This window comes from Bacillus sp. JJ1503, from assembly GCF_036965125.1.
GTDB lineage: Bacteria > Bacillota > Bacilli > Bacillales > Cytobacillaceae > Cytobacillus.
In genome coordinates, this window is the sequence record NZ_JBALOZ010000209.1 from 1 (window position 1) to 14,346 (window position 14,346).

13 protein-coding genes and 2 pseudogenes are annotated in these 14,346 nt (G+C 33.4%); 6 read left to right on the top strand and 9 right to left on the bottom strand.

The annotated features are described in order from the left end of the window. Window positions 1-214 (bottom strand): Arm DNA-binding domain-containing protein (locus V7149_RS15985; RefSeq protein ID WP_335346601.1); only part of this gene is annotated, 214 nt, incomplete at its 3' end. A gap of 200 nt (window positions 215-414) precedes the next feature. Between V7149_RS15985 and V7149_RS15990 the strand changes: the two genes are divergently transcribed. From V7149_RS15990 to V7149_RS16000, 3 genes are all read left to right on the top strand, one after another. Continuing rightward, entirely contained in the window at window positions 415-555 is a 141-nt protein-coding gene (locus tag V7149_RS15990; RefSeq protein WP_335346602.1) for a hypothetical protein, read from the top strand. A 334-nt stretch (window positions 556-889) separates the two neighbouring features. Then, on the top strand, window positions 890-1,753 hold the full coding sequence (locus V7149_RS15995) for a macro domain-containing protein (protein WP_335346603.1): 864 nt from the start codon (window positions 890-892) through the stop codon (window positions 1,751-1,753). Then, a complete protein-coding gene (locus V7149_RS16000) occupies window positions 1,743-2,300 on the top strand; it encodes a TIR domain-containing protein (protein ID WP_335346604.1) in 558 nt (185 codons plus the stop codon). The genes V7149_RS15995 and V7149_RS16000 overlap by 11 nt, the downstream gene beginning before the upstream one ends. A 263-nt stretch (window positions 2,301-2,563) precedes the next feature. Here the strand turns inward: V7149_RS16000 and V7149_RS16005 are convergent, their stop codons facing one another. The 5 genes from V7149_RS16005 to V7149_RS16025 all read right to left on the bottom strand — a co-directional run bounded on the left by V7149_RS16005 (window position 2,564) and on the right by V7149_RS16025 (window position 8,690). Continuing rightward, complete coding sequence (locus tag V7149_RS16005) at window positions 2,564-3,391, bottom strand: hypothetical protein (protein ID WP_335346605.1); 828 nt, start codon at window positions 3,389-3,391, stop codon at window positions 2,564-2,566. Further along, on the bottom strand, window positions 3,391-4,056 hold the full coding sequence (locus V7149_RS16010) for a hypothetical protein (protein WP_335346606.1): 666 nt from the start codon (window positions 4,054-4,056) through the stop codon (window positions 3,391-3,393). Before V7149_RS16010 ends, V7149_RS16005 begins: the two co-directional genes overlap by 1 nt. A 568-nt stretch (window positions 4,057-4,624) precedes the next feature. After that, window positions 4,625-5,299, bottom strand: a complete 675-nt coding sequence (locus tag V7149_RS16015) for a hypothetical protein (RefSeq protein WP_335346607.1) — start codon at window positions 5,297-5,299, stop codon at window positions 4,625-4,627. A gap of 82 nt (window positions 5,300-5,381) precedes the next feature. Then, entirely contained in the window at window positions 5,382-7,199 is a 1,818-nt protein-coding gene (locus tag V7149_RS16020; RefSeq protein ID WP_335346608.1) for a hypothetical protein, read from the bottom strand. 759 nt (window positions 7,200-7,958) lie between these two features. After that, window positions 7,959-8,690 carry a restriction endonuclease gene (locus V7149_RS16025; protein WP_335346609.1) on the bottom strand — a complete coding sequence of 244 codons (732 nt, stop codon included), beginning with the start codon at window positions 8,688-8,690 and terminating at the stop codon, window positions 7,959-7,961. A gap of 257 nt (window positions 8,691-8,947) precedes the next feature. On the opposite strand from V7149_RS16025, the pseudogene V7149_RS16030 reads away from it, so the two are divergent. From V7149_RS16030 to V7149_RS16040, 3 genes and pseudogenes are all read left to right on the top strand, one after another. Then, window positions 8,948-9,064 (top strand): annotated as a pseudogene (locus V7149_RS16030) (aminopeptidase); the annotation flags it as partial. Window positions 9,065-9,644: 580 nt separating this feature from the next. Then, on the top strand, window positions 9,645-10,793 hold the full coding sequence (locus V7149_RS16035) for an acyl-CoA dehydrogenase family protein (RefSeq protein ID WP_335346610.1): 1,149 nt from the start codon (window positions 9,645-9,647) through the stop codon (window positions 10,791-10,793). A 532-nt stretch (window positions 10,794-11,325) separates the two neighbouring features. Then, window positions 11,326-11,847, top strand: coding sequence for a YbaK/EbsC family protein (locus V7149_RS16040; RefSeq protein WP_335346611.1), 522 nt, complete (start codon window positions 11,326-11,328; stop codon window positions 11,845-11,847). A gap of 112 nt (window positions 11,848-11,959) precedes the next feature. Here V7149_RS16040 and V7149_RS16045 read toward each other — a convergent pair whose 3' ends face one another. From V7149_RS16045 to V7149_RS16055, 3 genes and pseudogenes are all read right to left on the bottom strand, one after another. Further along, the gene (locus V7149_RS16045) at window positions 11,960-12,712 is read right to left on the bottom strand and encodes a YheC/YheD family protein (protein WP_335346612.1); all 753 of its coding nucleotides are present in this window, start codon (window positions 12,710-12,712) and stop codon (window positions 11,960-11,962) included. A gap of 13 nt (window positions 12,713-12,725) precedes the next feature. After that, window positions 12,726-12,896, bottom strand: a pseudogene (locus V7149_RS16050) (isocitrate lyase/phosphoenolpyruvate mutase family protein); the annotation flags it as partial. Between the two features lie 620 nt (window positions 12,897-13,516). Further along, window positions 13,517-14,346: glycosyltransferase family protein (locus V7149_RS16055; protein ID WP_335346613.1), on the bottom strand; the 830-nt coding region annotated here is incomplete at its 5' end.

The following is a 14,346-nucleotide window of genomic DNA, read 5'->3' on the forward strand; positions in this document are numbered from 1 at the left end:
GAATAAAATTTCCTAATGTAATATTGTCTGGTTCAATATAGTTGCCTTGCCTAAAATCATTTAGAAATTTACTAAGTTCATACTCAGCTTCTTTTTTTGTACTAAACCCCCTTCTTTTTTTTTGTTTCCTTTTACCTGTTAGTGAATCAATACCTACATCTACCACAAAGAAATATTTTCCTGTCTTTTTATCTTTTTTTATACTACCTTTCACTGTTAGAAACCTCCTAGTTTTCTAACAGCCAATTATTACCCTTAGTAATATTTTACCATGAAACTAACTTATTAACTAGTAATCGCACACCTTCATATGCGAAGAATATCAACATGTAGTGTATTTATTTTAATTAACCATACTATATATTGATAATTCATTTTATTTAATATATAATCAGTTTAAAAGGTGGTGATTGAATGGTAAAGTCATCTAAAAAAGTAACTAGTCCAAAAGTAGCTTCCACAGCTTCAAAAATTTTAAAAGATGGTAGATATAGCAGTGCTTCAAAATCAGTGGCAGGTTCTGCTTTGGCACAAGCTAAATCAAAACGAAAATAGAATAATACTAATTACTAGTTGCAACTAGAATTTACATAGATTAAAAGGTCATCACATTTGATGACCTTTTATTAAGGAAAGCGAATGATTCTAAAACAATGGTATTTCAATTATTTCTTCTAATAGGATTCGTCTCTTTATTACTAATTTTTTATATTTTTTTAACATGTTGCTCTAAAATGCTTTGGTCGTTAATGATATAGTATCATCGGACAATTTTAATCAAGATAATTTCAACCTAATCAAAGCTAAACAAATACATTTTTCTTATTATACGTTTCACGATAAATGCTTAACTTTATAGTGAATAAAAAACTAAGGGAAGTAATCAAACATGAGAAGAACACTTTTAAAGATTATGGAACTCATTGTAAGTAAGGGATTTTGGCAAAAAGCTTGGATTGTACCCAGTATCTTATTTGCAGTAGCAACGACTTTTCTAACCTTTGTTGATATTAATGAAAAGAAATATTTATTGTACGTATTGATAATTGTTACTCTTATTTATTTTATTATCTACATCTTTAAAGCATCTTCCCTAAATACCATCTCATTGGATATAGATGGTTCACAATTAGAAATAGTATCTGGAGATATATTTAATCAAGAATCAGATAGTTTTAAAGTTATCGCCTTTAATGAATATTTTGATACCAAAGTTGATGATAACATAATTTCCTCAAATTCATTAAATGGTCAATATATCTTAAAAAAATATCCTTTACCTAAGGATTTAAAAGGATTTAACAGAAGGTTAGCAAATGATCAAAGATTACGTGAGAATATTAAACAATTAAATGTGGAAAGGAAACTTGGTGGAAATTCTACGAGATACGAACTTGGAAGCGTCTATAAAGATGATGATTATTTTCTAGTTGCCTTTTCAAAATTTAATGAACTGAATGTGGCAAATCTAAAGTTAGCAGAATATGCAACATGTCTAATGAAATTTTGGAGCGAAGTAAACTCTTTATATAATAGAAAAACTGTAGTACTACCTCTTTTAGGCTCAGGAATAACAAGACATAATGATTTTAATGCAAATAATCAAGAATTGTTAGAGGTACTTATTTGGACATTTAAAATTAGCAAAGTGAAATTTAGAGAACCATCAAAAATTAGAATAGTAATCCATGAGAGTCAAATTGGTGAAATTAATTTTTATAAATTGAAGGAGTTGGAGAAAAATGGCATATAGAAATGGGACGTATGTTGCGTTTAATGGAATGGGTACTACTGATCCTACTAAAGGCGATATGAAATATTATGGACTATTGCAAAAATGGGGTAAAGAAAAAAGCATTGATTTCCAATTTAGTGATAGTCATAAAAAAACATATGCAGTTAGAGACTCGAGCCTTGAAACAACACTAAAAACAAGACTTCGTGAAAGAATGAGTAACTCAAAAAATATGTTACTTATTATTACTGAAAATTCTAGTATCAATAGGGGATTATTAAATTGGGAAGTAGAACAAGCTGTTGATCATTATAATATTCCATTGATTGTGGCATACACTGGTTACAATAGTTTATTGTATCCTAGTTCTCATATTGATTTATGGCCAATGGCTTTAGAAGAAAGAATTAATTCTAGTACAGTAAGAGCTATTCACATTCCTTTTAAGAAAGTGGCTATAGGTACTGCAATTAGTCAGTTTAATGTCAATGGAGAATTACCTAAAGGGAGCTTATCATTTTATACAAAAGAAGCACAGGTAAAATGGGGTTTAATTAGCCAATAAAGTTTTTGTTGGATGAGGGCTTACTATGTTCAATAATAAGTTAGCCTCAAGGGGGAGTTAACAAAAAAACATGCTGGGTGAATAAGGTTGTAGCAAGGAAAAAGCATTGGTTCTAAGAACCAATGCTTTTAATGTTATTATTCACTTTCACAATTTTCTTAATAGCTCTTTTTACAAGATAAAAAATCAATAAATATATTAATATACGATGAGTACATCGAACTTAATCCCTCTTCCTGTGTACTCATATTCTTGTGTATTCTTTATTTCCAACTAGCCCGTTGAACCATAGCCATGTTTCCTTGATTCTTTTCAAAACGAAAAGAAGGGATGTTTGCACTGATCATTGCTTCCACTTTACCATTTTTTAGTTCATCGAATAAATCTTCAAAGCTATCTCGGTGAAAATACAAATGCCATTTATCACTATATTTACTATCATATGGTTGAATAGTAGCACTAAAATAGTTGGATTCTAAATCGTCGAATCCATAGTTGTAGTAATTACTCAACTCTAGTTTTCCTGCAATTGCAAAGTCTAGATTTAGATACTTAGATAGATTAAAATGTACATCTTGAGCATCATATTGTATACCATATTGGCTTTTGAATAAATCAATATCTTCATTTGTAAAAGCAGGACCTAAAATAGAGTCTGTTAGGATAGTTTCGACACTGAATTCTGTTAGGTGCTTTTCCACGTAATTTCGAACGATTTTCCCTTGTTTTTCTATGGTTTTTTTAGATATATTTATTTTAAGTACTTCTGAGTTTAAGATTTTGAAAGCATCTTTAGTTTTTTCTATTTCTTCGAAAGATTTCTGTTGTTGTTTTCCAATGGATTTGTAATTATCATTAATCAATCGTTCCATTTGCTTAATGACAGTTTCAATTTCAAGGTCTTCTCGTTTAGGATTTCCATCTTCAAGAACATCATCATTGCGGTCTAATTGTTTTTCAAAAATTAATTCTACTAGCTCATTAAAATCATTCTGGACGGATTGAAACTCTTTTTCAGAAAGCGGTTCAGAGCAACCCGATAAAAATAATGCAATCATATAAATGATAATAAATACTTTTACCTGTCTCATTACTTTTTCATCTCTTTTGGAATTCGAGGTTTGATACGGTTATACTCTTTGTTGGCCTCCGCTTCTAAATTGTTGGTCAAGTCACCAAAGGATTTTAAATTACCAGTAGGATTTTGAGCTAATTCATTGATTTGAGTATAGACAGAATAATAGTCTAAAAGGTCTAGATAAAGATTTTCAAATTCAACAGGTGGATTTTGCAAATCCGTTATTTTACCATCTAATTTTTCTCTACCATCTTTAATTTTTTTCATTGTTCCGTTGCCTTCTAATTCGATATACATCGCCAGAATGGCCACGTTAAAATCCTTATCGCTTTCAAAAATAGCATCATGCCAAGTAGATTGAGTTTTGTTAGTGACTTCAAGGTTTTTGTCAATCTCTGAATTCATTGTAGTTAGAGTTAGTGTAAAATTGTCTCGATAGGCTTCGAATTCTTTTTGTAGTGCCTGTTGTTTTAAATAATTACTCACAAAAATCCCCATCACTATCATAACAACAAGACCAAAACCTAAAAAAATAAATAATCTCTTCCTACTGTTCTTTAATGATTGAGGAGCAACTTGTGTTAATGCTTCAACCTCAACTGTTGCAGCTAATTCTTCTTCAAGCCGACTTTTGTCTTCCGTTTTAGTTGTATCTTCAGTGTTCTTGTTTTCTTCCATGTTTTTCCCTCCAAAATTATAGTACTATTTCATCATAATTGTTATAGGAATATTTATCTACATTTTCCACAGGAGTGGTAAAACATTTTGTGGATTTCCAATTTTAACAAATAATCTGACCTTCTAACTATCAATAAAATTTAGAATTTATTCACCTTTTCAAGTTATACCATTTTACAAAATTAGGTAATAACGGTATAATCATCTTAAGAAGTGCAGTAACTCATTGAATTAGGTAAAGAAGTAACCCAACTCTTAACATTTGTCCGATGCAGGGTGGGTTATTTCTTTTTTGTTAGAGAACTAACTACCATGATTACTGATGCGATTAAGGCTAAGAAACTTTTAGAAACATTTGCGTTTCGTAAGCCGTGTCTATTTCCTCATTTAAATCTGATTTATACCTTGAATCGTTCGTTATTAATTAAAAGATATTATAAATAAAATTATGATTTTATTGAATTCGTTGTATTTAGTTATAAGGAACGCTATAAAGGTTTCTTATTTTTTCATAAAGTAAGAATACTTGTGGTCTCAATAGCATTGTTGAAACATCCTAAACCCATACCTAATTTAATTCCATCACCATACAGTACTCATCTTTTAACATTCCTTTAGTTAAAATGAACCCAGACTTTTTGTAAAATTCTATTAATCTTTCAATTTCTTTCAAACGAACTTCTTCAGTTTCTAATACTTCTCTATCAAGCGGATGTGGTTTTAATAAAATAAAGTCCATTCCTAATAGTTTAAAATCTTTTATAATTTGTTCTAAAGTAAGTCTACCAAAACCTTGATTTCTAAATTGTGGCTCTATCCATATCTTTTCTAAGGTTACTAATCTTCCAAAAACATTTTCGGTACATTCTCTATCATATACTAACCAATTAAATTGTGATAATTCATGGGATTCAAAATCCATTCTATCCAGCTTTCCTTTATCCATGTCATCATATTCTGGTGACATTTCCCATGCTTCTAAGTCATATTCATCTTGGAATATACGGACTGAGCATAAACATTCGAATTCAGAAAACGAAGACGACTCTAAATTTGCTTTCATTCTTAAGCTATATTGACTATTTTTAGTTGCATCATAAAAATTTAATTTTGCATGACCAATTTTTATACCAGGATTTTCTTCCGTAGAATTTTCTTCTACATATTTGTAAATATCTACTTTCCAACTTACAAATTTACTATAACTACAAACATCAACTTTCATCCTTAATTCAATCTCCATACTTTCTCCCCTATAAATTATTTTTCCAATTAAATATTACCATCAATACTACATTTAAAGTCGCAATGTTTATTGTTTATTCTTACATCTTTAGTCTAATTAACTTGGGAAAACTGTACTTACTCATAAATTCTTCTGTAATTCCCATTTCTTCTTTAATCTTTTTGTTGGTTGATACTATCTCTAGATTATATGCATCGAGCATCTCGCCAAGACAACGTTTTATTTGTTGAGTCTTAAATTCTTGTTGACCCTTAAAAAAATATATAAGGCTGTCTAAAATCTCTTGTTGTGTAGTCCAGCCTTTATGTTCAATAAATTTTAACGTAATTAAATGTATCTGTGAAACAACATCTTGGTTTACCACATTTACTTCCTTGCCTTTATCCTGCGGGAACACTCTGTCAGCTTCCTGTTCACCAAAAGTTCTTAAAATTCCTTCATAAGAAATTGTTCGACTTGAACAACTCTTCTCCAGCCATATCCTACACATTTCTTCCACTTGGCAAAAGAAGTCATAAGTATACATCGGCAATTCATAAGTACTGCTACGATACTGATAATGCTTCTTTATTTTATTTTGTGTTTGATACTGCAATAGAGATTCTGGAACTTCTGATTCATCTAATTTCCTTATTACATTAAATAAAGTTAAAAAATTCATTCTAGTACCAGTTGAACTAGTACTTCTACCAAATTGATTAGCTAAAGTTCGAATACTATGGTAAAAGATAATTCTAGGGTCTGTATTATTTGTAATAAACTCCTTTGCAAAATCCAATAACACATATAAATCCTTTAAATGACCATACCTGTTAAACACCCTATAGAAATTCGGATGTATTTCTTCTAACTCCTCAGACCTTAACAGTTCTTTATATAAGTCGATCGACTCCTTAAACTCTATTACTGCTTTACTTTCATAAATCTCGATTTTATATACGCCGATTAAGAAGTCTCGTGCTTCAACAACAGAGCAATCTAAAATTCGCTGAACAACATGTAATATAGTTCCTGTGAAAGGATTGGATTCCGAATGACATTTATAAAGCCAATGCCCATTGCCTTTGCTAGATTGATAGATGGAAGCACTCGGGCTACTCTCTTCATGGAATACATTATAGAAGTTACCCATATATTCAACACCTAAGAAGGTTCTTAAATTCTGCTTTTTTAGATACTCTAAAACTTCGTTTTTCGATAAAGTAACTGATTCAACCCCAATAGCATCTTGTAAAGTCTTGATGTCTCTTGTTTTAATGAGATAAAGATTATTTGCGTTGTGTGTATTGTTAGAGAAAGCAGTTTTATGATTTTGGGCAACCCTTGCGTCGGACATATTAAGATTACTCTTTATGTCCTGCAAAAGGGTTTTACTAATTATTTCATCTACCTTTAGCCGATTATCATAGTTAAACGAAACTATCGTTTTACCACCAAAAAATAATCGACTACCATCCTTACATGCCTTGTCTGCATAAGGATAACGCTCAAATAATCTATTTATTATAGTTTCAAAGTCTTTGTAATTTGTTACAGGTTCATCTAAAACAAAGACTACACGGAATTTATGATGTTGTTCAGAATGATTGAATGTAGTGTATAGGAAAACAGCATGATTTTGGAAAAAACCATCCCGAATTGCTTCCTCTAAAGTCAATCCCTCATCGAAATCTAAAGCAATTACCTGTTGAGACTCCCAGTTTTTTTTTGACCGTCTCAACAGCCCATCCACTGTTTTAAATGAAGCAGGCGCAAAGGTTTTACCCTTTACAACTTCATCTGCTAATTCCCCTACATCAATTTCTACGGGGAAATTAATAATACGATTGTTTATAGCACCAATTTCAAAGCCTTGTGGTTTATATGAAAACTCTATTGTATCAAGCATTATTCTCATAATTACCACCTACCGTCTTTTTTCCTCCAAAAATTAGTATTACTCTATTTATGCTAATTTCGAACCTCATGTATGCTTTGATTTTTTTTACATAATTACCCACAATATCGTCTCCTTTTCCTCAAACAAAACCCCAGTTGGCTCTCAACTGGGGTTTGAATAACTATTTGTTTATTACTTGATCGATTAAATTAATCTGTTGTAGATAGCATTAGTATGTCTGCTATTTCATTAATCCTCTAACTTTTTTCATATCTATTTCCCCCTTAAAAAATGTTGAATAAAATAATTTTCTAATATCAGTTAGATAAAAAACGTTTTATCTTTTCTTTAAGATTGGTAGATATCAAATAGTTTTGGTTGTGAAGCCACCTACTCAAATGCTCTCTTGATACTCCTACACTATTAGCAACAAACTGAATTGAAGAACCATGGTTCTTGATATATTTTAGTAATGACTTTTTTTGGTCTAAATCCCTCAATCATTAATTCCTCCTTTCACAATAACGTGATAATAAAAGCAAAAATAAAAAGAACCCCTATCAAAAAATAGGAGTTCTTTGCCTTCATTCTTAATACTGTTTTCAACAGAATTAATTATACTGTTTTGGCTTATTAATAATAGAATTGTGATTACACACAGATATAGTTATACATATACTTATAAAAAACACACATTTCTAGTCAATTTATAATAAAATATTATTTTTTTTACGTTTATTAAACTCTTCCATAACTGTTCTAGTATTTCTGTACTTATCAAATAGTTTGTTTCTCTGTATATTCTTTAGTATTTCTACATTTTGGATAAGTACTACAACCATAAAAACGACCTCTAATACTCTTTCTATGTACCATATCATTCCCACATTTTCCACACTTTACTTTGTCGAATGCAACTTCTAACTTTGTATTACTCACACTTGGAACTGTGGAAGGATTCATTGCAGTTATCATTTTGATAAGCTCTTCACGGTCAAATAGTTTAACATTGTTTGACAAAGCAAGTTTCTCAGCAGGAGCTGTAAAATAGTTAGTAGTAACAACCCAAGATTCATTTGCATTGTAATAATTTTGTGATGTTTTTACTTCTTGTATTGCCTTGACCCCTACATTCTTACTAAAACGTTTAGCTTGTACAACAATTTTCTTATTATCCTTCTTCAATATTAAGTCCGCTCCAAAATCCCCACTAGCACTTGTCACTTCAACTTTATATCCTTGATTGATAAACAGTTCTTTTAAATAATATTCAAATTGAATACCACCCATTTTATCGATTTCAACAATACCAGAATTCCTAAGTATTCTTTTCCGCTTCATTCCCTTTTGAATTGTAAAAGCTATAATTAAACCTATCGTAGTAAATGTAACCAATATCGTAATCTCAATTGACTTAGTAAAAAGGTATGTTGCCAGCGCTAAAAGTATTAAACTTCCCTTTATTACTTCTTCCAATTGTTTTTCTTGCTTCTTTGTTCTTTTAGCCATAAAATCACCTCTTACAGTAATTTCGACAGCATTCTTGATTTCCCCTTGATTATTTTATGAAAATATAAAATTGCTTTCGTATCGAGAAAAAATTTTAGTCACCTTTGCTGGGAGTAACTGTTCTGAGTGGCTCAAAATGTCCAAAATCTAAATTCCCTGTAAAAATAGCCCCCTACTGCTAGGGGACTAAAAGGATAATAATATAGCTGTTATTTTTTGATACCCGTGGTCACCAAGTGGTCACGGATGACTCTGATAATGATAGCCTAACACATGTCGACTTCATGATTGGATCGGCCGAAATGGACATTGACGGCATTACAGCAGACGGGAAAACAGAGCCTGTCTTCCGCAATGGGGATTGGGCATTCTAAAAAGAAAAGCGGAAGAGCCTTGATCAGATGAACATCGACTAAAAACCGCAACGTCCTGTGGCGAACGCCGATGTCAGCACATCCTGTGCAAGTCCGACAAGCATAAGCCAAGCCGGCAGGAAGGTTGTACTTTAACCTTCTTGACGGCTTGGCTTATGACCTCGAGGTCGACAAAAACGCAACGTCCTCCCAAAAGCTCAGCTTTTGGTCGTGCGATGATTACGCTTCCGAAGCGTTCCTTGTCCTGTCGCATTGTCGACACTAGTACGTCCTGTACGTCGGGGGTAGGCGCTGAAGCTAGACATTGGGAAAAAATAGTTAACACTATTTAGAATGTTCAAATATCATAATCCAAACATTATCATCATTAATCGCATCTGTAAAGTAGGATTTAAAGTATCTTTAAAATTTTTGTAATATGCTAAACCAAAGGAATTATTAATAATAAGCTGATAAAAAATAATAAAAATTCTTGACGTTGTTATGGAATTTCGTTATTATCAAAGCCAATAATAATAATCGGAATTATAGGAATAATGTATGCGTGAAAAATCATTCTGGTTAAGGATGTGTGAAGAAAATGTTAGATTTATTTATAAAAAATGACACTCAAAGAATTTGGCTTCAAAAGCTGCATGAAAAAGAAGCTCAATTTAAAAGTAAATCCGCTGAATATGATGAACAATCAAAGTTTCCTAAAGAGAATATTCATAGATTAATTGAAATGGGATATACAACACAAACCTTACCAGCGGCTTATGGCGGAGGTGGTTTAAGTACGTATGATATGGTCCTGCTCCAAGAAACATTAGCCAGCTTCGATGGAGCAACAGCTCTCTCTATTGGCTGGCATATGGGAGTAGTCGGTGAAATCTATGAGAAAAAGCTTTGGGCTGACGAAAAATTAAACTTCTTTGCTGATGAGGTGCTTAAAGGAGCATTAGTCAACCGTGCCGTTAGTGAAGCACAAACAGGAAGTCCGACTAGAGGAGGCCGCCCAGGCACCTATGCGATAAAAAAGAATGGGCGTTGGGAGATTACAGGGAGGAAAAACTTCACAACCATGTCCCCGGTTTTAACGCATTTTCTTGTTTCTGCTTGGATGGAGGATAAGCAAGCAATCGGGTTCTTTTTGCTGCACAAGGATTTAGAAGGGTTAAGCATCGAGGAAACATGGGATGTTATTTCGATGAGGGGAACAGAAAGTCATGACCTTGTACTTGAGAAGGTTATTGTCGAGGAATCAAAGCTAGTTGAAATCAACCAAGGCCCAAGAGGCGATCAGCTAAATGGCTGGACGATTCATATTCCTGCCTGCTACCTTGGGATTGCACAAGCAGCACGCGACTACGCTATCCAATTTGCTAATGAATATTCGCCTAATAGTTTAAACGGACCTATAAGCCAGCTGCCAAATGTCCAAAATTTAATCGGTCAAATCGAGCTTGAGCTTATGCAAGCAAGACATTTTTTATATAGTGCAGCGGCAGCATATGATGATGAAGACAGACGCAGCTATATAACGAATGAGCTTGGCGCCGTGAAGCATACGGTGACGAATTCCGCCATTTCCATTGTTGATAAGGCGATGAGGGTTGTGGGAGCAAAAAGCTTGCAGCGTAAAAATCCGCTTCAAAGATATTATAGGGATGTAAGGGCAGGCCTTCATAATCCGCCTATGGATGATGTCACGATTCGGAAGCTGGCATTAACGGCTTTGAACAAATAGCCTTGATTAATTTTAAAAAGAGCGTCCATTCAATTGACGCTCTTTTGTTTGCAAAAATGGATTAAAAGCAGATAATTATCTGCACATTTTTGAAAACACACACTGAAAGATGGACAACCGTTGTTCCACATATTTAGCTTATCATCATAAACGGTGATAGGCTTTTTATGTAGATTTAAAAAAACGTGTCCTTTTTTAAAGCTAATCTATATATAAAAGGTGAATCGACTTTTGAGAACCTAGGAAAGGGGGAGGGAAAATGTAGAAAACGATACGAGTCATGGGCTAATTTTTCTTTATTAATTTTCCAATCTGGTTCAGACGATACGTCCACGATAATGGGACAAAAAGAAAAAGAAAAAGAAAAAGAAAAATAACTACTACGTAGTTGTAGTGGTTCAATATATGATTTTTATAAATTCCCACAAAAGAAGAGTAAGTAAATTCTGAAGAAATAAAATCATTCCTTTTGCTTTACAGTGTTAAAGGGTGTTATGATTTACCTAATTTATGAAAAGAAAGGAAGAAAAAGATGTCTTTAGAAAGTGTGAAAAATCATTTTAAAAAATGGAATCGTGCAGCCGATATTATGGAATTCGACGTATCGAGTGCAACGGTTGATATGGCAGCAGAAGCGATTGGCGTCATTCCGGCGCGGATTGCCAAAACCTTATCGTTCCGCGGGGAAGGGGATCAAGCCATTTTAGTAGTCGCAGCAGGGGATGCCAAAATCGATAACAAGAAATTCCGTGAAACGTTTGGCTTTAAAGCCCGAATGCTTTCTGCTGAAGAAGTAGTGGAGCAAACGGGACATGTAATTGGCGGAGTTTGCCCCTTCGGATTAGCCAATGAATTAGGCATATATTTAGATGTTTCTATGAAGCGCTTTAATACGATTTTTCCTGCCTGCGGAAGCACAAACTCGGCCATTGAGCTAACGTGTGAGGAAATATTTGAATACTCCTCGGCTAAACAATGGGTAGATGTTTGTAAAGGGTGGGTCTCTGAGGACGCTCAGGTAATTGAGGCAGTCGGGGCTCTTGAGAAAAATTAATAAAAAACAATATTGGATTTTTTTCAAGGGGATGCTAAAAAGATGTTTGAAATGGGCAACCGTCTCAAACATCTTTTATAAAAAGAACGTATGAACTTGGGGTCTACCTTGTCTACAGATTTTTCTTTTGGATTTCCCTTATTGTCCGATATGTGGCTTTATCCCCTAATTTATAAAAATGGGACAATGACGGACGAGAATTTCCCTCAATGATCCAAATATGACCCAGTTGATCTATACCAATATCGAATCCGAAAATACACTTCTCTTTGTAGTAGCCTGCTAGACAATTGGTTCCCAATAATGCAACACGATCAATTTCGGAAAGTAAGAAGTCAATTTTATCAGGTGAATTAGTTAAGTGGGAATTTTGTATAGCTTGTTTAACATGGAGCACTGACCCGCCACTAAGTTCATTATTGGTAACAATAAATCCTTTCCCTGCCACTTTTGCAACCTTGCCGGTCACAAACCATGTATTTGAATCATTGTACCTTTGGGTAATCACACGCATATCGAATGGAGATCCGTTAATTGTTAAAAGGGGAATGAAACGTTGTATTAGATAAGAACGGAAGTCGATCTTGTTATTTAGATAGTCGATGGTTTTATTCCTTCCAAAAAAGAGATCTATTTTATCTTCATAATGTATTTCGTACCTGCCCTCCCCCAATGAAGATAGTTTGAAAATGTTTCTTCCCCTTTTCCCGCTAGATGGCTTTAAAATGACTGTACTATACTTATCGACCAAATCCCATAAGCCACTTTCCGAAAAATTACTTGTTTCGGGCAGATGATTTTGTAAGGCTTTATTTTCCATCATAATTGAGTACTTTGTCCATTTGTTATTACCGAGATATTTCACTTTTCATCAATCCTTCTATATTATCTCTAACACCCATTGATGCAGAAATCGATAGTCCACTAGCCCAGATCCCTTTAAAACCCACTTCCTCTACGATCTTTGCGGAAAGACCGTTATGGGCCTCCATTAAAAACTCAGGTTTTTGGGAATTAAGCAAATTTTTTAATTTAGTCGTTTTCTTCATGGTTATCCCTCACTTTACAACGATGTTAACATTTCAACATATACGTATCTTATTGTCCTATTAAGTTATGTAAGAGTAAGGTTTTTTGATATCAAACAAACAAAAATGAGTCATGTTGCCTAGAATTACTTGCTTTTCATTAAAGAATAGGACAAATAAAAGAAATTTTAACTAGATAAAAATTAAAAAGGGCTCCCAAATGCTCATTTTTATTTATAAGCTTTTATTTGCAATAAAGTTTCCAGGTCAACTATGTCAAAATTTCTTTCCTGAAGGGCTTTGATCATTATAGGAAGGGCTTTTTTTGTCTCCGTCATTTTTGAAACAGAATGAATGAGAATAATATCGCCATTTCGTACATTTTCCGACAACATTTTTAACGATATTCTCTGCTTTCTTTTGTGATCAATTTTGCATTCTCTCCCATGCTGCGGTCGTTAATTGATTTGATTTCCTTTTTATTTCAAGCGTATAATCCTTATTTGTTTAACTTTCTCCCATAGCCCTTTGCGGATTAAACATAGAGATATGATCAACTCCCGTTTTATTTTTCTTCGCTACTCAAGCATTGTGAAAAATTACTTCCCTGAATCAAGGAGAGGGAGGTGATTTTTTATGAATTAGGTTTTCATGGTGCTATCGTCCAGTATTTCCTTAATATATGAAACTAGCTGAGCCGCACGAATGGTGACAGTATGTTTTTTATGAACCATCTCATATCCTTGTTGGGCAATTTTTTTTCTTTCGTCTTCATGCTCTAAATAATACCTGGCCATTTTTAAAAAGTTTTTTCCGTTAATTTCCACAAAATGCTGTCCGGGAATAAAGCCTAAATCCCTTAATTCCTTTAAGGAAGGGGCAAGTAATAAGGTGTTGCATGCAAGGACTTCATAATACTTGATAATCGGATAATGAAGGCTCGAATCACATGTAAAAAAGACTTTTGCCCGATTGATTTCCTTCGCATAGCTTTCGCCGACAAAAACTTTTTCTTCCGCTACACCAATATTGCGATAGCCTGGATGCATGCGGTAAACAAATCCAGGTATCTTCCTCATTGTTTTCACTATCCTCTTTCTCAATGGGTAATACCACGCAACTTTACCTAACAGAAGATAATCAATATCTTTCTCTAGCCTGTAATCCTTAAAGATTGAAGGATTAACAAAGTGCGGGAGCCAATACATCCGATCCTTATATTTTCGGAAGTCATTTAAAAAAGCATCTCTATATATGCTGAATATATATTTAACATTTGTCTCTTCTATAAATTGCTTTCGCTTCTCTATTTCCAAATGAAGATCATGCATAATAATGCCAAAAGGGATCTTTAGCGTTGATAGCCCGGTAATTGTCGGGCATCTGGTATCTTTCAAATCATTTAACAAGATGAAATCGGGCTGTTGAGGTATGCTCTTTAGAATTTCACGGATATCCCCAGGTTTGAACC

Coding starts and splice junctions, on each gene's coding strand:
- V7149_RS15990 (WP_335346602.1), top strand. CDS start 415: ATGGTAAAGTCATCTAAAAAAGTAACTAGTCCAAAAGTAGCTTCCACA.
- V7149_RS15995 (WP_335346603.1), top strand. CDS start 890: ATGAGAAGAACACTTTTAAAGATTATGGAACTCATTGTAAGTAAGGGA.
- V7149_RS16000 (WP_335346604.1), top strand. CDS start 1,743: ATGGCATATAGAAATGGGACGTATGTTGCGTTTAATGGAATGGGTACT.
- V7149_RS16005 (WP_335346605.1), bottom strand. CDS start 3,391: ATGAGACAGGTAAAAGTATTTATTATCATTTATATGATTGCATTATTT.
- V7149_RS16010 (WP_335346606.1), bottom strand. CDS start 4,056: ATGGAAGAAAACAAGAACACTGAAGATACAACTAAAACGGAAGACAAA.
- V7149_RS16015 (WP_335346607.1), bottom strand. CDS start 5,299: ATGGAGATTGAATTAAGGATGAAAGTTGATGTTTGTAGTTATAGTAAA.
- V7149_RS16020 (WP_335346608.1), bottom strand. CDS start 7,199: ATGAGAATAATGCTTGATACAATAGAGTTTTCATATAAACCACAAGGC.
- V7149_RS16025 (WP_335346609.1), bottom strand. CDS start 8,690: ATGGCTAAAAGAACAAAGAAGCAAGAAAAACAATTGGAAGAAGTAATA.
- V7149_RS16035 (WP_335346610.1), top strand. CDS start 9,645: ATGTTAGATTTATTTATAAAAAATGACACTCAAAGAATTTGGCTTCAA.
- V7149_RS16040 (WP_335346611.1), top strand. CDS start 11,326: ATGTCTTTAGAAAGTGTGAAAAATCATTTTAAAAAATGGAATCGTGCA.